Source organism: Maribacter aquimarinus (genome assembly GCF_047345505.1).
Classification (GTDB): domain Bacteria; phylum Bacteroidota; class Bacteroidia; order Flavobacteriales; family Flavobacteriaceae; genus Maribacter.
In genome coordinates this window covers 1-19,833 of record NZ_JBLFEO010000033.1, presented here as the reverse complement: position 1 = coordinate 19,833, position 19,833 = coordinate 1, and the positions used below count along the sequence as shown (strand labels likewise).

General features: G+C 51.1%; 22 protein-coding genes. 7 read left to right on the top strand and 15 right to left on the bottom strand.

Annotation, left to right across the window (positions count from 1 at the left end):
• Positions 1–101 precede the first annotated feature (101 nt).
• On the top strand, positions 102–1,328 hold the full coding sequence (locus tag ACKWCC_RS17220) for a TlpA disulfide reductase family protein (RefSeq protein ID WP_413997208.1): 1,227 nt from the start codon (positions 102–104) through the stop codon (positions 1,326–1,328).
• Between the two features lie 2 nt (positions 1,329–1,330).
• Here ACKWCC_RS17220 and leuB read toward each other — a convergent pair whose 3' ends face one another.
• Positions 1,331–2,449, bottom strand: a complete 1,119-nt coding sequence (gene leuB, locus ACKWCC_RS17215; protein ID WP_413997207.1) for a 3-isopropylmalate dehydrogenase — start codon at positions 2,447–2,449, stop codon at positions 1,331–1,333.
• A gap of 11 nt (positions 2,450–2,460) precedes the next feature.
• Positions 2,461–3,624 (bottom strand): 2-isopropylmalate synthase, encoded by a 1,164-nt coding sequence (locus ACKWCC_RS17210; protein ID WP_413997206.1) that lies wholly within the window; start codon positions 3,622–3,624, stop codon positions 2,461–2,463.
• Positions 3,625–3,769: 145 nt separating this feature from the next.
• On the opposite strand from ACKWCC_RS17210, the gene ACKWCC_RS17205 reads away from it, so the two are divergent.
• Positions 3,770–5,314 carry a hypothetical protein gene (locus tag ACKWCC_RS17205; RefSeq protein WP_413997228.1) on the top strand — a complete coding sequence of 515 codons (1,545 nt, stop codon included), beginning with the start codon at positions 3,770–3,772 and terminating at the stop codon, positions 5,312–5,314.
• A gap of 6 nt (positions 5,315–5,320) precedes the next feature.
• A complete protein-coding gene (locus ACKWCC_RS17200; RefSeq protein ID WP_413997205.1) occupies positions 5,321–6,181 on the top strand; it encodes a DMT family transporter in 861 nt (286 codons plus the stop codon).
• Between the two features lie 14 nt (positions 6,182–6,195).
• Here the strand turns inward: ACKWCC_RS17200 and ACKWCC_RS17195 are convergent, their stop codons facing one another.
• The 4 genes from ACKWCC_RS17195 to panB form a co-directional block, all read right to left on the bottom strand.
• Positions 6,196–6,726, bottom strand: coding sequence for a DUF4252 domain-containing protein (locus tag ACKWCC_RS17195; protein WP_413997204.1), 531 nt, complete (start codon positions 6,724–6,726; stop codon positions 6,196–6,198).
• 34 nt (positions 6,727–6,760) lie between these two features.
• Complete coding sequence (locus ACKWCC_RS17190; RefSeq protein WP_413997203.1) at positions 6,761–7,459, bottom strand: RluA family pseudouridine synthase; 699 nt, start codon at positions 7,457–7,459, stop codon at positions 6,761–6,763.
• A gap of 73 nt (positions 7,460–7,532) precedes the next feature.
• Positions 7,533–8,027, bottom strand: coding sequence for a signal peptidase II (lspA, locus tag ACKWCC_RS17185; RefSeq protein ID WP_413997202.1), 495 nt, complete (start codon positions 8,025–8,027; stop codon positions 7,533–7,535).
• A 21-nt stretch (positions 8,028–8,048) separates the two neighbouring features.
• Positions 8,049–8,867, bottom strand: a complete 819-nt coding sequence (panB, locus tag ACKWCC_RS17180; protein WP_413997201.1) for a 3-methyl-2-oxobutanoate hydroxymethyltransferase — start codon at positions 8,865–8,867, stop codon at positions 8,049–8,051.
• Between the two features lie 261 nt (positions 8,868–9,128).
• On the opposite strand from panB, the gene ACKWCC_RS17175 reads away from it, so the two are divergent.
• Positions 9,129–9,596, top strand: coding sequence for a nuclear transport factor 2 family protein (locus ACKWCC_RS17175; RefSeq protein WP_413997200.1), 468 nt, complete (start codon positions 9,129–9,131; stop codon positions 9,594–9,596).
• A gap of 18 nt (positions 9,597–9,614) precedes the next feature.
• Here the strand turns inward: ACKWCC_RS17175 and ACKWCC_RS17170 are convergent, their stop codons facing one another.
• Positions 9,615–10,685, bottom strand: a complete 1,071-nt coding sequence (locus ACKWCC_RS17170; protein WP_413997199.1) for a ThuA domain-containing protein — start codon at positions 10,683–10,685, stop codon at positions 9,615–9,617.
• 229 nt (positions 10,686–10,914) lie between these two features.
• On the opposite strand from ACKWCC_RS17170, the gene ACKWCC_RS17165 reads away from it, so the two are divergent.
• Positions 10,915–11,442 carry a hypothetical protein gene (locus ACKWCC_RS17165; RefSeq protein ID WP_413997198.1) on the top strand — a complete coding sequence of 176 codons (528 nt, stop codon included), beginning with the start codon at positions 10,915–10,917 and terminating at the stop codon, positions 11,440–11,442.
• A gap of 11 nt (positions 11,443–11,453) precedes the next feature.
• Here the strand turns inward: ACKWCC_RS17165 and ACKWCC_RS17160 are convergent, their stop codons facing one another.
• Both ACKWCC_RS17160 and ACKWCC_RS17155 read right to left on the bottom strand, forming a co-directional pair.
• Positions 11,454–12,326, bottom strand: a complete 873-nt coding sequence (locus tag ACKWCC_RS17160) for an NmrA family NAD(P)-binding protein (protein ID WP_413997197.1) — start codon at positions 12,324–12,326, stop codon at positions 11,454–11,456.
• An 81-nt stretch (positions 12,327–12,407) separates the two neighbouring features.
• The gene (locus ACKWCC_RS17155) at positions 12,408–13,061 is read right to left on the bottom strand and encodes a hypothetical protein (protein ID WP_413997196.1); all 654 of its coding nucleotides are present in this window, start codon (positions 13,059–13,061) and stop codon (positions 12,408–12,410) included.
• A 67-nt stretch (positions 13,062–13,128) separates the two neighbouring features.
• Between ACKWCC_RS17155 and ACKWCC_RS17150 the strand changes: the two genes are divergently transcribed.
• Positions 13,129–13,335 (top strand): hypothetical protein, encoded by a 207-nt coding sequence (locus ACKWCC_RS17150; protein ID WP_413997195.1) that lies wholly within the window; start codon positions 13,129–13,131, stop codon positions 13,333–13,335.
• Between the two features lie 71 nt (positions 13,336–13,406).
• Here the strand turns inward: ACKWCC_RS17150 and ACKWCC_RS17145 are convergent, their stop codons facing one another.
• Positions 13,407–14,222, bottom strand: a complete 816-nt coding sequence (locus ACKWCC_RS17145) for a TIGR03915 family putative DNA repair protein (RefSeq protein ID WP_413997227.1) — start codon at positions 14,220–14,222, stop codon at positions 13,407–13,409.
• 180 nt (positions 14,223–14,402) lie between these two features.
• Positions 14,403–15,665: a putative DNA modification/repair radical SAM protein gene (locus tag ACKWCC_RS17140; protein ID WP_413997194.1), complete on the bottom strand. Its 1,263-nt coding sequence runs from the start codon at positions 15,663–15,665 to the stop codon at positions 14,403–14,405.
• Positions 15,666–15,768: 103 nt separating this feature from the next.
• Here ACKWCC_RS17140 and ACKWCC_RS17135 point away from each other — a divergent pair, with 103 nt between their 5' ends.
• The gene (locus tag ACKWCC_RS17135; RefSeq protein ID WP_413997193.1) at positions 15,769–16,533 is read left to right on the top strand and encodes an XRE family transcriptional regulator; all 765 of its coding nucleotides are present in this window, start codon (positions 15,769–15,771) and stop codon (positions 16,531–16,533) included.
• On the opposite strand, the gene ACKWCC_RS17130 is transcribed toward ACKWCC_RS17135, so the two are convergent.
• The 4 genes from ACKWCC_RS17130 to ACKWCC_RS17115 form a co-directional block, all read right to left on the bottom strand.
• Positions 16,534–16,962, bottom strand: coding sequence for a GNAT family N-acetyltransferase (locus ACKWCC_RS17130; RefSeq protein ID WP_413997192.1), 429 nt, complete (start codon positions 16,960–16,962; stop codon positions 16,534–16,536).
• A gap of 73 nt (positions 16,963–17,035) precedes the next feature.
• Positions 17,036–17,743 carry a hypothetical protein gene (locus ACKWCC_RS17125; protein WP_413997191.1) on the bottom strand — a complete coding sequence of 236 codons (708 nt, stop codon included), beginning with the start codon at positions 17,741–17,743 and terminating at the stop codon, positions 17,036–17,038.
• A 159-nt stretch (positions 17,744–17,902) separates the two neighbouring features.
• Positions 17,903–19,597 carry a gamma-glutamyltransferase gene (gene ggt / locus ACKWCC_RS17120; RefSeq protein ID WP_413997190.1) on the bottom strand — a complete coding sequence of 565 codons (1,695 nt, stop codon included), beginning with the start codon at positions 19,595–19,597 and terminating at the stop codon, positions 17,903–17,905.
• Positions 19,598–19,601: 4 nt separating this feature from the next.
• Positions 19,602–19,833: hypothetical protein (locus tag ACKWCC_RS17115; protein ID WP_413997189.1), on the bottom strand; the 232-nt coding region annotated here is incomplete at its 5' end.

Here is a 19,833-nt window from a genome sequence, read left to right as displayed (position 1 = left end):
TAAAACAATGCCCCAACACATTCAATAAACCCATGTTCCTTTTCCATAAATTTTTAAATCTCGATTATTCGTTGTTATTTCGGCCCAAACAAGTTTTCAGGATGCGCATTTTTTTCTTTCTTTTTCTCAGCTGTTTTCTATGTGCCTCCTGTGCACGGGAAGCTTCCAAAGCGCCGCTGAATGAAGGTATTTGGCAGGGACAGCTTACCCTGATGGAGGGCAGGCAATTGCCGTTTAACTTTAAGGTGCTCAATAACGACCAGGGCCGGCCCGTGATCGAAATTTACAATGCCGAGGAAGTGATTCTGGTGGAGGATGTGTGGGTGGAGAAGGACAGCATACGCCTGCAGCCCCCTGTTTTTGAAGGCTACATTGCCGGTAGGTTCACAGACAGTTCCATGGTGGGCACCTTTGTGAAGGAGAGCTTGGACCGTGAACTGCCCTTCAGGGCCACTTATGGCCAGGAAGAACGGTTTTCCGGGGCTGCGGTTGCCCGGCACCGGGTATCGGGCGTATGGGAAATGGACTTTGCCCAAGGCGGTCCGGATGCCTTTAAGGGCAAGGGCATCTTTAACCAGGACGGGAATGCCGTGACCGGCACCATACGCACCACCACGGGCGACTATCGGTTTCTGGATGGGGTCATGGACGGGGATTCCCTGCGCCTGTCCACCTTTGATGGTTCCCGGGCCTTTCTCTTTACCGCCAAGGCCACGGACAGTACCTTAAGGGGCCATTTCCATTCGGACAACCATTACAAACAACCCTTCTTTGCCACACGGAACCTTACCTACGAGTTGCCCAGTTCAGATTCCCTGACCTTTTTAAGGGAAGGCTATAAAGAGCTCTCGTTTAGGTTTCCCGATAGGGAGGGGAAACAGGTCTCCCTGAAGGATGAACGGTTCCGGGACAAAGTGGTCATTGTCCAGATCATGGGCACTTGGTGTCCCAATTGTTTGGACGAGACCCGGTTTTTGGTCGATTTTCTCAAGGAAAGCCCCAAGGAGGACCTGGCCATTGTGGGGTTGGCCTTTGAGTATTCCAAGACCGAGGAGAAGGCCTGGGCCAGCATTGATCGGTTGGTGGAAAGGGTAGGGGTGCCCTATCCCATTTTATTGGCCCAATTTGGAACTTCGGACAAGGAGAAGGCCCAGGAAAAATTGCCCATGCTCAACAGGGTCATTTCGTACCCCACCACCATCTATATTGATAAAAAGGGGGCCGTTAGGAAAATACACACCGGTTTCAATGGCCCGGCAACGGGGGTTAAATACGAGCAGTACAAAGAAGCGTTCCACACTTTTGTGGATAGTCTGCTCAAGGAGTGAGATCAGATAATGGTACTCTTTCCCAGGTCAATGTTCTTGTCGTTGATGTTGAAGTCGTCATTGAGTTCAATGATGTTGTCCGCAATGAAGTCCCCCACATAATTGGTGCCGTATTTACTGCTTCCCATAATGTCCGGGGTCACGATTTTTTTTGAGAAAGACTTTAAAACGGCGGCCACAACGGCCACGGATTCCTGTTTCAGTCCAAAATGTTCCAGGAGCATGGCCACGGAAAGGATGGAGGCCACCGGGTTGGCAATGTTCTTGTCCTTGGCCTCGGGATAGGAGCCGTGTATGGGCTCGAACATGGCATAATCGGTTCCAATGGATGCGGAGGGCAAAAGGCCAATGGAGCCGGCAATGACACTTCCCTGGTCAGAAAGGATATCACCGAACATATTGTCCGTAAGAATCACATCGAACTGTCCTGGATTCAGTATCATCTGAACTGCGGCATTGTCCACAAACATGCACTCCAATTGCACCTCGGGATAGCTTCGTGCTATTTGCAGTACCACCCTGCGCCAAAGCCTGGAGGTTTCCAAAACGTTGGCCTTGTCCACCAAGGTCAGTTTTTTTCGGCGCTTTTTGGCGGCCTTGAAGGCCAAATGGGCAATACGGCCGATTTCCTTTTCATTGTAGGAACAGGTGTCCGTTGCCGCGTTGTTTTCGGCATCCTTGGTTTTGGCGCCGTAGTAGATGCCGGCAGAGAGTTCGCGATAAATGACCAGGTCCGTATTTTTAACCAGGTTGCGGTCCAGGGGAGATTGTCTCACCAGGGCCGGAAATACCTTAACGGGCCTAATATTGGCAAAGAGCCCCAGTTCCTTTCTTAGCTTTAACAGCCCCTGTTCGGGCCACATTTCTGCTTCGGGGTCACTGTCAAACTCCGGGGATCCCAGGGCGCCAAAGAGGATGGCGTGGGAAGATTTGCAAAGGGCCAGGGTTTCGTCCGGTAAGGGGCTGCCCATTTGTTTCAGGGCCGTGGCCCCTATCAGGGCCTTTTTAAAGGAAAAGCTGTGGCCAAAGGTCTCTTCCACGGAGCGCAGGCATTTTATGGACTGGGCAATGACCTCTGGTCCAATGCCATCGCCCTCCAAAACGGTAATGTTCAAGTGCATGTTCTTCTATGTCAATTGACCTGGATGCCGCTGGCCTCCACGATCTCGTGGATGTGCTCATCGTTCACTTCCTTATGGGTATCGGCAAAATGGAGAAAGGAGTCGTACACGGCGTCCAATTGGGTCTTGGTAAGTTCGTAGCCCACAATCTTTGCCCGGTAGGCCAAGGCCGCCCTGCCACTTCGTGCCGTGAGGACTATGGAAGATTCCGTTACGCCCACATCGGCAGGGTCAATGATTTCATAGGTCTCCCTGTTTTTGATCACCCCGTCTTGGTGTATGCCAGAACTATGGGCAAAGGCATTGGCACCCACAATGGCCTTGTTGGGCTGTACCACCATTCCCATTTTGCTGGAGACCATTTTGCTGGTGTCAAAGAGCAATTTGCTGTTTATGGTGGTGTCCAGGTTCAAGGAGGGATGTTGGCGCATGATCATCACCACCTCTTCCAAGGACGTATTGCCGGCGCGTTCCCCTATGCCGTTTATGGTACATTCTATCTGTCTGGCCCCATTGATGGCGCCCGCAATGGAATTGGCGGTGGCCAGGCCCAGGTCATTGTGGCAGTGACAGGAGATCACGGCCTTGTCCACTCCCTTCACATGCTCTTTCAGATACTTTATTTTGGCCCCGTACTCTTCCGGGAGGCAGTAGCCCGTGGTGTCCGGAATGTTCAGCACGGTTGCCCCGGCGGCCACAACGGCCTCGCAGACCTTGGCCAAAAACTCATTTTCGGTTCTCCCGGCATCCTCGGCATAGAACTCCACATCTTCCACAAAGGTCTTGGCGTAGGAGACCGCGGCAACGGCACGCTCTATGATCGCGTCCCGGTTACTGTTGAACTTGTGTTTTATGTGCGACTCGGAGGTGCCTATGCCCGTGTGTATGCGGGGCTTTCTGGCGTGTTTCAGCGCCTCGGCCGCCACTTCGATATCTTTTTTAACCGCACGGGTAAGCCCGCAGACCGTGGCATTCTTGACCAATTTGGATATGGCCTCCACCGATTTGAAATCGCCCGGACTTGAAATGGGGAAGCCCGCTTCAATGATGTTCACCCCAAGTTGGTCCAAACGTTCTGCGATGACCAGTTTTTGTTCCCGGTCCAATTTACAGCCCGGAACCTGCTCGCCATCCCGTAGGGTCGTGTCAAAAATTTGTACTATATCTTTACTCATTATAATTGTGTAGTTTCGCTAGCATAACGAATATATGGCCAATAACACAGAATGTCCAATTTTTGTGATGTTTTTTACAACGTTAATGCACTTTTTACGGTGTTCAACACAATGATAACCAAACCTTTAAACGCTGCTTATTACGCTGACAAATGCGCATAAAGATGCTCTGTTCGTGCTCATAAAGTCCCTCTCCAAATCAGAGAAGCGCCAATTTAAGTTGTACGTGGGCCGGTTGGGCGTGAACACCGATGCCAAATTTCTGGCACTTTTCAACCATTTGGACAAGCTTAGGCACTATGATGAAAAAACCATTTTGAGCAGTGGTATCGTAAAAAAGGCCCAACTATCCAACCTTAAGGCGCACTTGTACAAGCAGATCTTGGTGAGCCTAAGGTTAAATCCGGTAAACCAGAACATTAGGGTGCAGATCAGGGAACAGCTGGATTTTGCCACCATTCTTTACCAAAAGGGTCTTTACAGGCAGAGCTTAAAGATATTGGACAAGGCCAAGTCCGTGGCCATGGACAACGAGGAAAAGAACATTGCCTATGAGATCGTGGAACTGGAAAAAATCATAGAGACCCAATACATAACCCGCAGCATAGGCGACCGCGCCAATGAACTTGCCGTACAGGCCAAGGAGCTCTCTGGCCAGAACGTGATGACCAGCAAGCTCTCCAACCTGTCCCTACAGTTGTACGGAATGATGTTAAAGGTGGGCTATGTGCGCAGCGATGCGGATTACCGGAGGGTAAAGGAGTATTTTGATGGGCACCTGCCAAAATACGATCTGGAGACCCTGGGATTCAGGGAAAAGCTATGGCTCTACAAGGCGCATCTCTGGTACAGTTTTTTAACCCAGGACTTTCTGTCATGCTACCGCTATGCCAGAAAATGGGTGGACCTTTTTGAGGACAACAAGGAAATGATCTACCTCAACCCCGTTTTTTATCTAAAGGGAAACCACTATTTGCTGGAGTCTTTGTTCTATGTGAAATACAGTTCCCAGTTCAAGGAGACGCTGGACACACTGGAGGCGGTGCTGAATGAGAAGGAATTTCCAAAGAACGACAACATTGCCTCCCTGGCCTTTCTTTACCTCAACGCCAATAAGCTGAACCTTCATTTTTTGGAGGGCACTTTTGAGAAGGGACTGTATTTGGTGCGCATTGTGGAATACGGCATCAACAAACACAAGGACCGCATAGACCAGCATCACGTCATGGTGCTGTACTACAAGATCGCCTGCCTTTATTTTGGCGTGGGAGACAACAAGGCGTGCATTGGCTACCTCAAGAAAATCATTGACAACAGAAAGCTTAAAATGCGCGAAGACCTGATGTGCTTTGCAAGGGTACTCAGTCTGGTGGCGCACTATGAGGCCGGGATGGACTACCATCTGGAAGTGCAGCTCAAGAGCACCTATAAATTTCTGTTGAAAATGAACGACATGCACGCGGTCCAGAAGGAAATGATCAAGTTCCTTAGAAATCTGGGGGGAATTTATCCGCATGAACTGCGCGCTGCCTTCCAGGACCTGCACACCGAGCTCAAGAAATATGAGGACCATCCCTACGAGAAGCGTGCCTTTTTATATCTGGACATCATTTCCTGGCTGGAAAGCCATTTGCAGAACAAGCCCGTTTCCCAGATCATCCGGGAAAAGGCGCTCACCTTAACCCGATGATACCCCATGCGTCTTAAAAACCCACACCTGGCCCATATTCTGGAGATCAATATTGCCATGGTCTTTATTGGCACCTCTGGAGCACTTGGGCGGTATGTAGAGCTGCCCGTGCCCATAATTATTGGGTCACGGGCCATTTTGGCCGTTGTTATCCTGTATGTTTTCTGTAGATGGATGGGCATTTCCCTGGCCGTAAAGCGCGAACATTATCCCGTGATGTTCATGAGTGGCGTGCTCATGGGGGGGCACTGGGTCACTTATTTTTATGCCTTGCAGTGGAGCAGTGTGGCCATAGGGATGCTCTCCATGTTCACCTACCCCGTGGTCACCGCATTCTTGGAACCCATCCTGTTAAAGACCACTTTTCAAAAAATCCACCTGCTTTTGGGGGCCTTGGTGCTGGCGGGCATTTATTTTTTGAGTCCTGATTTTGATCTTCAGGATTCCAACACCCTGGCCATAGGCATCGGGGTGCTGTCTGCCTTTTGTTATTCCCTTCGGAACCTTTTAATGAAGACCAAGGTGGCAGCGTACCACGGATCTGCCATTATGGTGTACCAGACCGCGATTGTGGCCATACTCCTGTTTCCGGCCCTTTTTTATGTGGATTTTGATCGGGTGCTTGGGCAATGGAAGGGGATATTGGCCCTTGCCGTGCTCACCACGGCCATAGGGCACAGCCTGTTTTTAATGACCTTTAAGCACTTTAGCATTACCACGGTGAGCATTATAAGCAGCGTACAGCCCGTGTACGGCATTCTAATAGGGTTCCTCTTTCTTAACGAGATACCGGAATGGTCCACGGTCTTTGGCGGCACCCTCATTTTGGGCGCTGTGGTCATTGAGAGCGTGCGCACACAAAAATGAGCACGGCACCTGGTTCAGGGCTCCTTGGGCGGTGCCCCTGTCCCGGGGGCAAACTGCCCCAATAAGTGGCTTCCCAAATCTTGAAACTTTTCCTTTTGGGCCATTTCCCGAACCTTTACCGGGTCAAAATCGCCATTGAAGTAGAGAAACGACCCGGTCTGGCTATTGTTGTTGTACACCAAGATTTCCTTTACCGTGTTCTTTTTCTCTCGTATGGAGACCACATTTCTTTTTAGGTCGTCATTTTTACGAAATACCTCAATGAATGAATTTCCCGTAATGCCGTTCATTTGATTGTTCAGGAAACGGCTTCTAGTTGGCGTTGCACTGGGAAACTGCATGTAGCGCAAATCTTTGGTGCTGCCCACCAGGGATTTCATTTCGGGCGAAATGCCACTGACCAAACTGAGCATGAACTGGGGCACCCTAATGGCGGTGACCTGATCGTCGTTCTTGTGCCTGTCGTAAAAATTGTCAATGGAATTGTACGTGCCGCACCCGCTGCAGAACAAAAGCAATACAAAGGAAGTGATGGAGATTCTCATGGTCCGGTGTTTAGTGGGCATAAATGTAACAAAATTAAACACAAGCATCCCAGATGGCCTCTTTTGGGGGTGCGGCAAGCACGCTTATCGGTTCCTTTTTTACGGGATGCACAAACTGCAGGCTGCGGGCGTGAAGGTGTATGCTGCCATTGGCATTGCTGCGCGGGGCCCCGTATTTAAGGTCGCCCTTTATGGTGCAGCCAATGGCCGCCAACTGCGATCTGATCTGGTGGTGCCTCCCCGTCTTCAAATCCACTTCCAGCAGGGCATAGCGCTCCAGCCTTTTTAAGAGCCTGTAGTTCAAAATGGCCTTTTTGGCATTGGGCACCTCATTCTTGTGGGCATGGGATTTGTTCTGCTTGGGGTTGCGCTTTAGCCAGTGCACCAAAGTGCCCTCGGTGGGATCCGGTACTTGGGCCACCACGGCCCAATAGGTCTTCTTGGCCTCTTTGTTGGCAAACAGCTTGTTGAGCCTGGGCAGGGCCTTGGAGGTCTTGGCAAAAAGCACAATGCCGGAGGTGGGTCTGTCCAAGCGGTGCACCACGCCCAAATACACATTGCCGGGCTTATGGTATTTTTCCTTCAAATAGGTCTTTACAATATCGCTCAAGGGAGGGTCGCCGGTTTTGTCGCCCTGCACAATATCTCCCGGTCTTTTATTTACAATGATCAGGTGATTGTCCTCATAAAGGACCTGCAGGTTGTTGGCGTTGCTGTGTTTTTTTAGGGACAAATCCGGTAGCTTTATGGTTTCCAATGCTTTTGGCCGCTCTTCTTGGCAGGGACATTTAGGGTGCAAAATGTTGTTATGGCACGGGCTTTCCGGCTTTTTTCCGCTCTTTTACATAGTGTCCAATGAAAAGCAGGAGCAGGCCCACGGTCAAGGAGACATCGGCCATGTTGAAAATGCCGCTCCTGAACATTCCCAGCCGTATCTGGAAAAAATCCGTGACCGAACCATGGGCGATCCGGTCCATAAGATTTCCAATGCCGCCGCCCAGGGCAAAGGCAAAGGCAACGGCCAAAAGGCCCTTTCCCCTGTTTTTCAGGAAAACCAAATAGATCAATAGCAACAGTACGGCCAAAGGTATTACCTGTAGCAGGATCAACTTTGGAATTTTGGGCAAGTGGGCGCCAAACCCCAACATGGCGCCGGTGTTCTCCACATGGGTCAGGATGAGTTGGCCCGAGAACAACTCAATCTGTTCCATTTTGGTCACGTTTTGCCTTACCGCTTCCTTGGTGATTTGGTCGCACCCCAGATTTAACAATACCAAAACCAGGACGTAAAACCTGTTCATGCCGTGTCTTTTAAAGAGGCCTCAATACTGTTCGTCCTCATTGGGAAAATCCCGGTCTTTTACATCCTTCACATAGTTGGAAATGGCCTTGCCCATCTCTTCATAGAGGTTCATGTACCTTCTAAGAAAACGGGGGTTGAACTCGTGGGTCATGCCCAATAGGTCATGGATCACCAAGACCTGTCCATCGGCATCCTTCCCGCCGCCAATGCCAATGGTGGGTATGGTAAGGCTTTCGGAAACGGTCTTGGTGAGTTGGGCGGGTATTTTCTCCAATACCAAGCCAAAACAGCCCAGTTTTTCCAGCATGAGGGCATCTTCCTTGAGTTTCTGGACTTCCTCCTCCGCTTTGGCACGGACGGTGTAGGTCCCGAATTTGTAGATCGATTGTGGGGTGAGGCCCAGGTGGCCCATAACGGGAATGCCCGCGGCCAAAATGCGCTTTACCGACTCCTTGATCTCCGCACCTCCCTCTACCTTCACGGCATGGGCACCACTTTCCTTCATGATCCTGATGGCGGACCGTAGCGCTTCCTTGGGGTCGCTCTGGTAGCTTCCAAAAGGAAGGTCTACCACGACCAGGGCACGCTGTACGGCACGGATCACCGAAGATGCATGATAGATCATCTGATCCAGCGTAATGGGCAGGGTGGTCTCGTGGCCGGCCATGACGTTACTGGCGGAATCCCCCACCAAAATGACATCCACATTGGCGGCATCCACAATTTTGGCCATGGAATAGTCGTAAGCCGTGAGCATGGAGATCTTTTCCCCATGCTTCTTCATGTCCACCAGGGACTTCACGGTTACGCGTTTGTACTCTTTTTTCGCTACGGACATTTAAATTTTGTTTATTTTGAGCTAAAAATAAGGAGTTTTGCCGAGAATGGCCGGTGCGTGCCGCAATCCTTTTTTGGGGTGGTAAAAAAAGCTGCCGTATGTGTCCTTTTAGTCTGGCCCAGCCCGGGAACAGCTCCTTTTACCACCTGATGCCAACTGAAATCGAAGAGGTGTGCCCACCCTTAAGACACCATCAACGATAAGGTGGGCCGTATGGTGCTTGCCCGGTATGTTCCGGGAAAAACGAGTAAAAATGAACAGATGAAATATCTTTTGACCGTTTTTTTTCTTTGCCTTGTCCTGACCTTAGGGGCCCAGACACCCCAAGATTCCGTAAAACAGGCCGTGCTGTCCTTTTTTGGGGCCTTTCATGACCGTGATGCCCAAGGCATGCGGCAGTGGCTGCACAAGGATGCCATTTTAAGGCGTACCGCCCCCAATGCACAAAAGGTGCACCAATTGAAAAAACAGTCTTTCGAGGACCTTATAAATGGCATCGTGGCCATCCCGGACTCCACCCAGTTCGAAGAAAGGCTATTGGATTTCAAAATTGAGACAGATGGCCCCCTGGCGCATGTCTGGACCCCCTATGCCTTTTACCTTCAGGGAAAATTCCACCACGGTGGGGCAAATTCCATTCAGTTGTTCAAGGAAGGGGATAGATGGCAAATAATCTATCTGGTGGATTCCAGGACGCTGGAGGGAGGCCATAAAAATGATGACCCTTAGGCGGGGGTCATAGCCCCCTTAGTTGCCCCAAGCCCTGCTGGATGTTTTCCCCGGACCGGGAAAATCCTTGGGCACCGCTTGGGTCACCTTCCCGGTCGCGGCCCATTCGGCACCGCGCTGCAGGGTGGTCATGAAGCCCACACATTCCATGGAATAGTCAAAATGCCCCAGGGTGGTATGGAATATGCGACCCTTGCCGTAATTTACGGTCATCAGCATGGGCACATGCTGTCCCAGACCCTTGACATTGGGATCCCAAGGCGGGGCGTTCTTTTCCACATCGGCATAGGCGGTGGCCAAAATGGTGGCGTTTTCAAAGGGGCCGCGCATGCGCTCATAAAGCTCGTCCTGGGTGTGGAGCCAGACGTTGGGCAAGCCCTTCATGATCGGATGGTCCGGTTCCCGGGTGGTCAATTCGTACTCGTATTCCGGCCCGTGCGAACCGCAGACGCCGGCACTGCTGTCGCGCACCACTTCACCCTGGTCGTTGTAGTACACATAGGGTCCTGCAGTTTCGTCCCGGCCGCCCCAAGCGCCCAATCCGATCATGCGGTTGTATTCCGGCCAATCTCCCCATGCATTGTTGGCGGCGTGCACCACCACCAAACTTCCACCATTGCGCATATAGGTTTCAAAATGGGCCCTGGTTCCTACCGGCCAAGGGGCGGCTTCAAAACCCAGGTTGGACACGATCAGGTCGTAGGCTTCAAAGTCAATCGAAAAATCGGATGTTTTTATGGGGTCATGGGAGATGGCCTGGTTGCCCTGCCCCACGGGGTAATCCGTTATGAACTGGGTATATCCCTCGGGCCTTTTCTCCTTGTACTTAATGCCCAGCCATATGGAATCCATCCGCCTTACCTCCACCTGGAAAAGTCCGGTCTGCTCCAGGTAGTCTTTCATCATCATCGTGGTCTTTGGCCATACATAATGGTTGTTTTGCCCGTCCAAGATCAGGGTTTTGATCAAGTTCGGGGGCTGTACATCCGCGGCCTGCTTCACGGTATTCCCTTTTTTTCCATCACCACAAGATAAAATGCCCAGGAAGAGAAGCATCCCCACGGCGCGCACATACTTTTTAAACATCATACAGGCGTTGTTACTGATTGCCCGTTAAAAGTAGCACATGTTGTAAACAACCACAAATGACCAGCCTTATGTCCTTTAAACGATCAACTGTCCTTTCGAGGGATTGAAAAGATGAGGGCGTGGTGTATTTTAATGCCAAAGGCCCTGTAAAGCAAACTGAAATTCCCTTTTCCCTTGCGGGCATAAAATGGCCTACTTAAATTAGCCTTGTAAAATCAAACAACATATTATGGAGCTATTGGGCATTGGATCGCGAATTGATCACAGCGAACACGGAAAAGGGGTGGTAACCAACCTTTCTTCCAAACACTATTGGGTCACCTTTGTGGACAAGGGGCTGGAAACCATCCCCATTGACGATGATTTTCAAGTCATGGAGCGATTGGAGAACGAGGTGGACAGTGTTAGTTTTTTTGATGTGGAAAGTTCGTTGACCAAAATTTTGGAAAAATGGAGCGATACCCACGAGAAGGTGGCCCTGGCAGACAAATGGCGCAGGGGAAAACTGATTTTGGAACCGGGTGATGGTACCGCCAACAAGGAAATGCCCATTGACACATTTTTTCACAAAATTGTAATGGTGCGCGATCGCCTGCGGGTCATGGAACAAAAAATAAACAGCAGCAAACATTTGGACGACCAGGAGAAAATAGACCTCCAGCAATACATAACCCGCATTTATGGCAGTCTTACCTCCTTCAACGTGCTTTTTAAGAGCAAGTCCGATCACTTTGTGGGCGAGCGAAGCACCAAGTAGCAGATTCTGGACTAGGGCAGGAAGGTCTTCCGCTCCCGTTCCAGGAACTGTTGGAGCAGGGTGGGCGTATTGCCGGTGATGTCCGTGTAGCTTCGGCTGATCCTGGGAACCTTCTGAAACCGGGGCAACAGGTGGAGCATGGTCATAACCAAGATCATCATGGTGGGAAGCCCTTCCTTTTTTTTCAACCAAAAAAATGTTAGGGGGTTCACGTTCCTGTACCGTACCTGGTAGGGGAGCGTTTGGCGCATGACATCTGTAACCGATTGGAAATCCAGGAGCTCATTTACCGTAATATCGTACGCCCTTCCCTGGTGTTCTTGAAACCGGCACAGCACGTGAGCGGCCACTTCGCCAATGTTGGCCACGTCCACCCAATTGAATTTTGCTTTTCCGGCCGGTAAAGAAATGGTCTTTGTTTTGATGATGCCGGGAAGTAGGGTAGTGGTAAGGTTCTGCATAAAATAACCGGGCCTTAAAAAGACAAAGGGAATTTCCCGGGCCCTGATCAAGGCCTCAATGTTATGGTGCGGAATAAAACGGTGTTCCTCTGCACCCTGCACGGACAGGAACACCACCCCGGTGCCGGGTTTTTCCGAAAGGGCCCTTAGCAAGGGGCCAAACACTTTGTTTACCGAAGCTATGTGGGGCGGTCGGAGCAAAAAAACGGTATCCACGTTGGCCAGGGCTTCCTTAAAGGTGGCGGCATCCTCAAAATTGAACACGGCATATTGCAAGGCCCTGTTGTGGGGCCAGTGTTTTTTGGCTTTTGCTACGTCCCGTACCCCGGCCGTGATGCTATGGTTGCCCGGCAATTTTTCGAGATAACGAATAACTTCCCGTCCCACATTGCCGGTGGCCCCGGTAACCAGTATGTTTTGCATGGCGCTGCGTTAATGTTCCCTGCCCAGGGCAGAAAAACAAGTGATGAACAGTATGGCGGCCCCAATGGAATCAGGTGGGCATCAGTCTTCGCCCAGTTCGGTGATTTTTTGTTCATAGAGTTTCTTGCTCTCTACCACGGCCACGTTCAATTCTTGCATAATGCCGTCCACACGGCCTTCAATGCTCTTCATTTGATCGTTTATGTTGTCAAAGGAATTTAGGGCAGCGGCCACTTCAAGGGCTTTTACCACCTCTACCGCATCCCCGTGCAACACCCTGAGCTTTTCTATGGCCTTGGAGGTGTTGGCCAGCGTGGCGTTGTACTTGGTCCTGGCCTTTTCTATGGCGCTGTTCAGGGTTTTTTTACTGGCCTCGTCACTGAGGCTGTTGGTTTGGGTCTCCATGGCATTGAAGAGGTTGGCCGCGTGTTCCTTCAAGTCCTCGTATTCCTTGTTCAGGTTCTTGACCCGTCGGTCCACTTTCTCCCAGTCGCCATAGACCTTGGCAAATTCCTTGTCCTCGTTCTTGGTGTCTTCCAAGGCCGCCTTGAGGGCGTTCAAGGTCTCCAGGCCTTTGTTCACGTTTTTATTGGCGGTCTCTTTTTTCCGTTCAAATGAAGAAACAGTGCTTTTGAACTTGTCCTTTAGGCGAATGAGGTCTTCCGGGCTTTTGTCTTTCCAACAAGAAACAAACATAAGGGAAACCAGGGCAAGGGTGGTCATTTTTTTCAACATAAGGTCAGTGTTTTTTATAGTTGGACAAAAGTAACCATTTCCGTGAAATACGGGTAAAAGTGGTCGCTTGGAATGCTGTTTGCCTCCTTTTGGGCCACAAACCCTGGGGCAAAAGGGCACTTTTCACGGCGACGACCTTGTTGGCCGGGCCTTTGCGGCTTTGGGCTACCCGTTGCCGGTGGGCAAGGAGCGCACTTTTTACACCATAGGGCCTTGGGGCAGCTTCCACTTTCTGGAACGGGCCTCCCAGGACAAGGGCACACCGGCATGTTGAGGCACTGACAAGGGAACGGTGTGTTTCTGTTTGTGGGATAAAAAGCCCCTTGCAACCAAAAGGAAGGTGGGTCATCCCACCTTTTTCTCGCTCAAATACTTCCAATAGCGCTTGGGCACGTGCTGCTGATGTAGTTTTTTGTTGATGCGGGCCTTGATGTGGGTGCTTTTAAAATACTGTCGCCAAAGTTCTTGATAGTCGTGCTCCACATCTGCCAGCGTGCCATTTCTTTTGATGCGGTTGCTAAAATCCTCTTGCAGGTCCAAACCAATGATTTCCACACTGGAGCGGTTGTAATACAATCCATAGTTCCGTGCAGCATCATAAATGATCCATTCCTGATCCGCAAAGCGGGAGCGAAAATGTTTTGATAGGAGCGGGAGCACATCATAATCGGGTTCAATTTGGGCAAAATAGATGTTGTCCTTGGTGAGCTGAAATCGGACAAAAGCTTCCATTCTATGCTTTTCCCGACTCACTTTTTGAGACCATTGCCTAATTTTTAAAATAGCATCGTCTCCCAGGTCTGCGGTGCGGTCCGCTGTGCTCCCCATCACCTTTCTGATATATCGGTAGAGTAGGGGCTCCATTCCCGTCTGTTCGCTGAGGAAGGCAAAATAGATGTTTTTAATGGCCTCGCTGCTTTTGGCTTGGATACCGCTCCATACCCGCTTGGCAATTTCTATATTGGTGAACACGGTCTCCGTTTCCGTGAACAGTCCCCTTTGTACATTGCGGCCCGCCTGAATGTCTGCATGCACCAATTTTTGTTCATATCCCACAAAGACCGCGGTTAAAAAGCCATTGAAGCTACCATCGTACACCAGCGTCTTGGTGCCATGTTCCCCTGAAAATAACGTATTGGCGGCTTCCATAGATTGAATCATATCCATAACAGTGTTTTTTAGAAATAAAACCTTTGAATTCTTACTTTTTGAATCTTTGCATACTTTTTGACCCTGCTCCTCCATCTTATGACCCTATATCCCGCATTTAAAAAAGCGGTTCTGCTTTTTTCCATAAAGGGATGTGGTTGCTGGGCTTGGATCCGGTTCATGATCATTGTTTTAGTTAAAGAGGGATAATTGGCTTCCGTACAGTGGGGCGAACTTGCTATTGGTCTTTTGTAAAATCATTCCTTTGATCTGTTCGGCCTGGAGGTCCCTTCGTTCCCACTGTTTGGAATTGGCCAAAAGGAAATATTTGGCCCTGTTGAGGGCCACACCCATCTTCTGCAAGTGGTCCCAGTTCAATTTGCGAAACCTCCTGGCTTTTACAATTTTGTTCATGCTGCGCATTCCAATGCCCGGTACCCGGGCCAGCAGCCCCTTCCCGGCCCGGTTCACATCCACGGGGAACAGGTGCAGGTTGCGCAGCGCCCATCCCAATTTGGGATCTACCGTAATGTCCAGGTTGGGATGGTCTTCGTTGAGCAGTTCGTTTACCTCAAAACCATAGAAGCGCAACAGCCAATCCGTTTGGTACAGCCTGTTTTCCCGCAATACCGGTACGGGCGCACCCAGCGCCGGCAAACGGTCATCTTCCGCCACGGGCACATATCCGGAATAATAAACCCGTTTCATCTGGTATTTTTTATAAAAATGGGAGGCAGTGTACATGATGTCCTTGTCCGTTTCTCCCGTGGCCCCCACGATCATCTGTGTGCTTTGGCCGGCAGGGGCATATTGGGCCACATGACGCAACACCTTCTTTTCCGATCGGTAACGCACAATTTCATTCCGTACCTTCCTCATGGGCCTTAAAAAATCTTCGTGCTTTTTGTCCGGGGCCAATAGCTTTAGCCCGGAAATGGTGGGAATCTCTATGTTCACGGACAGGCGATCGGCATACCGTCCGGCTTGGTACATAAGGGCATCGCTGGCCCCGGGAATGGATTTTAAGTGTATGTATCCGTTGAAACGTTCTTCCGTTCGCAATTTCTTGACCACGGCAATAAGCCGTTCCATGGTATGGTCCGGACTTTTAAAAATGCCAGAACTCAGAAAGAGCCCCTCAATGTAGTTCCTCCGGTAGAAATGGACGGTCAGGTCCACCACCTCCTGAATTTTAAAGGCGGCCCTGGGAATGTCATTGCTCTTTCGGGTAACACAATAGGCGCAATCAAAAATACAGTGGTTGGTGAGCAGTATCTTTAAAAGGGAAATGCACCGGCCATCTTCCGTGTAGCTATGGCAAATGCCCATGCCCTTGCTGTTGCCCAAGCCGTGGTTATGATTGTTCCTTCTGCTGCCACTGCTGGAGCAGGACACATCATATTTGGCTGCGTCTGCCAGAATTTCCAATTTTTGTTTCATCCGATCAAAATCCATAACTCCCGTATCGTAAGGAATCCAAAAATATGGAAATATTCCCAATTATGGAAATAATCCAAATTATTTTTTGGATATACTCCATAATGTGTATCTTTAGGGCATGGAAAATGAAGTTACGTTAAAACGGTTTTTGGAGATACGGAGGGAATTGGGGCATACCCAGGCGGAATTTGCCGCCCTTTTGGGCGTATCCAATACCACGGCAGACATTGAGCGTGGGCGCACCAAGTTATCGGGCAAGGTCATTACCGAGCTTTTGAAGCAGTTCAAGGTAAATCCGCTCTGGCTGTTTGGCGAGAGTGAGCAGAAATATTTGGAAACCTCCCATACCAGTGTCATTCCCAAGGTGGTCACCGTGGACGCTTCCGACAATGAAAATATGGTGCTGGTGAACGCCAAGGCCGCGGCCGGCTACCCACAGAACATTTCGGACACCAGTTGGTACCGCCAGTTACCGGCCTTTGATTTGCCCATACCCGAATTCAGAAACGCCACCTACCGCGGTTTCCAGGTGGAGGGAGACAGCATGCTGCCCAATCTGCACCCGGGGGAATGGGTATTGGCAAGGGCCATTGAACATATAGACCACGTGAGTCCCAATAAAATGTACGTGGTGGTGCTACAGGACTCGGTCATGGTGAAGAAAATTGAGAAACGGCCCAACTCCAACAACATTACCCTGGTCTCCTTGAACGAAACCTACCCGCCGTACAACATAAAACCCTTTCAAATACAGGAAATTTGGGAAGTGGGCAGCAAGATCACCTTTAATGTGGATGCCACCACGGATTCCGGTCTGTTGCGACAGTTGCAGGCCTCCATGGAAGAGCTCAAGAACCAACTGCAGCACGTTAAAAAGGTATAGTCAATCCAGTTTCTTAATGTACAGTCCACTGTTCTTCAGGGCAAACCCCAAGCTCTTGTAGAGCGAAATGGCCGCGGTCCTATGGTGGCCACTGAACAACAGCACGTCATTGAGCTTACATTCCCGTGCGCGCTCCAAGAGCAGTAGCATCAGTTTCTTTCCAATGCCCTGGCCCCGTTGGTCTTGGGAGACCACCACATCCTCGATCATGCCCTTATGTCCGGAAACGACCTTGTAACGGGCCATCATGGCAAGGCCCACGAGTTGGCCCTGGTGCAAACAGATGGCCACGTCAATGGCATTGGATGGTTCCATGACCTCTTCCAAGGTCAGTTGTCTCAATTCGGCATTGAGCTGCAGGTACAGTCGTTGCAACTGGGACTGCAGTTCTGGGGTAATGGCTTCGGGGGTCAACAATTTTATTTCCATAATAGGCGACTTTTTGTTTCAGGGGAAGCGGCGATGGTGGGGCCTGTTGGCGGTTTGGGCAGCGGGCTCCGCGCTATTCGTTGTACCCCCTTACATCTCCCATGGACAGGGTCACGGGCCCCAGTTGGTGGGTCTTAGGCAAAAAGGCCCCGCTCTCCATCACGGCCCAATCGTCCCAGGTGGCCTCGATACCACCAATGGGGATGATGTCCACCCACATTTTAAAGCTCTTGGGGAATCCGTTGGGCTGCAGCATCCAAAGGTAGGAATCGCCCGGGGTAGTGCCGCCCTTGGTATAGGTCACCAGGAGTCCGTCCGTACCATCGGGCAGGGGAACAACACTGCGTTGTACCCCATCGTCAAACACTTTGTAAGGGGCCACCAGCCAAAAGGAATCATTGTTAAAATAGGCCACGGCCTGTTCAATGATGGGCTTGCTCTCCATATCCATCATCCGTTCGCCTCCTTTTTTGGCCACACTCGAAGCGGTGGAAATCAAATCCAGTTCCACCAGGTAATCGTCCCAGGACACCTCCACGGTGCGTTTTTCCTTGTCCCATTTGTAGTGGTGCGCCCCTCCTTGAAAGGACCATTCCAGGTAGCGGGTGTCCTTAAATTTTTGGTGGTTCAGGGAGTTGAGCATTTTTTGGGCGAGCGCATCGGCATCCGGGCCCAAGCGGCCCTCGGGCAGTTTTTCGTTGTAAACGGCATACAGGACCACAAAACCGATGATGAGCAAGCCCAGGAGGATGCCAAAGCCTTTAATGATTTTCCGTAGCATAATGGTATGGTTTAAACAGCAAAAATAAGCATCAGACCCTTACCCAAAGCGCTTTAAAAGCGGAATATGTGCCCCGTTCCCTTGGGCTTGTCCCCAGGGTTCCGCCACGAGCCGGGCACCCGAGTTGCCGGGGCGTGGTCCCAGAAGTGCCAAGGATGGTTAAAACCCCACGGCGGCATCGTCCCCGCGCCTGTCTGCCCCACCTTCCAGCCTCCCATCGGGCAGCACCCTAATGGCATCTACCTTGCCCATGATCGGGGTACGGTCCTCATTGATGATATAGCCCTTGGCCCGCACTTGGTCCTTTAGCTCCCCGGAAAAGCCCTGGGGCTCAAAAATGACCTGGTCCGGTAGCCATTGGTGGTGAAAGCGGGGCGCGTCCACGGCCTCTTGCATGCTCATGTTGAACTCACGGGCATTGAGAATGGTCTGGGCCACGGCGGTGATAATGGTAGATCCCCCGGGCGTGCCCACCACCAGCCAAAGATGGCCATCGCGTTCCACTATGGTGGGCGTCATGCTGCTGAGCATGCGCTTTTCCGGAGCAATGCTGTTGGCCTCGGCCCCAATGAGCCCAAACATGTTGGGCACCCCGGCCTTGGCACTGAAATCGTCCATTTCATTGTTCAGGAAAAAACCCAGTTCATCGGAAAAAAGCTTGGACCCATAGGCCCCGTTCAAGGTGGTGGTGGCCGATACGGCGTTTCCCTGGGCATCCACAATGGAGTAGTGGGTGGTTTCCATGGATTCCACAATCTCCACGGCACCGTGGGACACCTCTTCGGATGGCGTGGCCCGGTCAAAGCTAAAATCCTCCATTCTTGCCTGCAGGTAATCCCGGCTGAGCAGCACATCCAACGGAATATCCACAAAATCTGGGTCGCCCAGGTAATAATTGCGGTCGGCATAGGCCCTTCGGCTGGCCTCCGTAAAGAGCTGTATGGTCTTTGGGCTGTTGTGGCCAAATTCGGAGACGGGGTGGGGCTCCATCATTTTAAAGATCTGGTTCATGGTGACCCCACCGCTGCTGGGCGGACTCATGGAAACAATGCGCAGGTCCCTGTAGGTAAAGATGATCGGTTGCCGCCAGACCGCTTGGTAGCGCTCCAAGTCCTCAAGGGTCACATAGCCGCCCTTTTCCTGGATAAAGTTGGCCAGGGTCCGTGCGGTCTCGCCCTTGTAAAAACCGTCCCTGCCTTCCTTGGCTATGCGCCTAAGGGTTTGGGCCAGATTGGGGTACTTAATGGTGTCCCCCTCTTTGAAGGCGGCGGCGAATTTGGTGCTGTCGCCGTTTACCTTGATAAAGGTTTCCCTTTGGGCAGCCAAGCTCCTCGCTTGTTTGGCGGTGACCACCACGCCCGTTTCGGCCAGGGCAATGACCGGCGCCATAATGGTTTCCAACGGCAGGGAGCCAAATTTCTCATGCACCTCAATGATGCCCGCCACCGTTCCGGGCACCCCAACGGCCGTTGCCCCCAAGGTGCTTTTCCCTGGAATTACGTTGCCCAGGGAATCCAGATACATGTCCCGGTGTGCGGCCAAGGGCGCTTTTTCCCGGTAATCCAGGCCGCCCACATCGCCATTCGCCTTTCGGTACACCATAAAACCGCCGCCACCCAGGTTTCCGGCAAAGGGGAAGGCCACCACCAGGGCCATTTCGGTGGCCACCATGGCATCAAAGGCATTGCCCCCCTGTTTCATAATGGCCGCGCCAATGGCGGCCGCCTCGCTGCGGGCCGCCACCACCATGGCCTTTTCCGTTACCAGCCCCGTGGGTTTCGCCGGAGCCGGGGACATTTTACATTGAACAAGGGTCTGCACAAGGGCTAAGACCAAAAAGGAACGTTTAATCATACCGTTAATCCGTAACTTGAAAAGAGAATTCAAAGGGCACCTGGGAGGTGGCCACGTTGGTGAACACGCTTACATCGTTCACCAGTTCGTCATTATAGGGAGAGCTAAAGAAATAACTAACCATCCCCCGAAAAAAAGATGGATAGTTTATGAAAGCCTTGGTTTTATTGATGTTCCGGGAGGTTCTAAAATAGGAAAACTGTTTTAAAAGTGGTAAATTGTAATAGCAAAAACGA

Bases quoted from the DNA above. Each gene is read 5' to 3' on its own strand.
- ACKWCC_RS17220 (WP_413997208.1), top strand. From the start codon at position 102: ATGCGCATTTTTTTCTTTCTTTTTCTCAGCTGTTTTCTATGTGCCTCC.
- leuB (WP_413997207.1), bottom strand. From the start codon at position 2,449: ATGCACTTGAACATTACCGTTTTGGAGGGCGATGGCATTGGACCAGAG.
- ACKWCC_RS17210 (WP_413997206.1), bottom strand. From the start codon at position 3,624: ATGAGTAAAGATATAGTACAAATTTTTGACACGACCCTACGGGATGGC.
- ACKWCC_RS17200 (WP_413997205.1), top strand. From the start codon at position 5,321: ATGCGTCTTAAAAACCCACACCTGGCCCATATTCTGGAGATCAATATT.
- ACKWCC_RS17195 (WP_413997204.1), bottom strand. From the start codon at position 6,726: ATGAGAATCTCCATCACTTCCTTTGTATTGCTTTTGTTCTGCAGCGGG.
- lspA (WP_413997202.1), bottom strand. From the start codon at position 8,027: ATGAACAGGTTTTACGTCCTGGTTTTGGTATTGTTAAATCTGGGGTGC.
- panB (WP_413997201.1), bottom strand. From the start codon at position 8,867: ATGTCCGTAGCGAAAAAAGAGTACAAACGCGTAACCGTGAAGTCCCTG.
- ACKWCC_RS17175 (WP_413997200.1), top strand. From the start codon at position 9,129: ATGAAATATCTTTTGACCGTTTTTTTTCTTTGCCTTGTCCTGACCTTA.
- ACKWCC_RS17170 (WP_413997199.1), bottom strand. From the start codon at position 10,685: ATGATGTTTAAAAAGTATGTGCGCGCCGTGGGGATGCTTCTCTTCCTG.
- ACKWCC_RS17165 (WP_413997198.1), top strand. From the start codon at position 10,915: ATGGAGCTATTGGGCATTGGATCGCGAATTGATCACAGCGAACACGGA.
- ACKWCC_RS17160 (WP_413997197.1), bottom strand. From the start codon at position 12,326: ATGCAAAACATACTGGTTACCGGGGCCACCGGCAATGTGGGACGGGAA.
- ACKWCC_RS17155 (WP_413997196.1), bottom strand. From the start codon at position 13,061: ATGTTGAAAAAAATGACCACCCTTGCCCTGGTTTCCCTTATGTTTGTT.
- ACKWCC_RS17145 (WP_413997227.1), bottom strand. From the start codon at position 14,222: ATGATTCAATCTATGGAAGCCGCCAATACGTTATTTTCAGGGGAACAT.
- ACKWCC_RS17140 (WP_413997194.1), bottom strand. From the start codon at position 15,665: ATGGATTTTGATCGGATGAAACAAAAATTGGAAATTCTGGCAGACGCA.
- ACKWCC_RS17135 (WP_413997193.1), top strand. From the start codon at position 15,769: ATGGAAAATGAAGTTACGTTAAAACGGTTTTTGGAGATACGGAGGGAA.
- ACKWCC_RS17130 (WP_413997192.1), bottom strand. From the start codon at position 16,962: ATGGAAATAAAATTGTTGACCCCCGAAGCCATTACCCCAGAACTGCAG.
- ACKWCC_RS17125 (WP_413997191.1), bottom strand. From the start codon at position 17,743: ATGCTACGGAAAATCATTAAAGGCTTTGGCATCCTCCTGGGCTTGCTC.
- ggt (WP_413997190.1), bottom strand. From the start codon at position 19,597: ATGATTAAACGTTCCTTTTTGGTCTTAGCCCTTGTGCAGACCCTTGTT.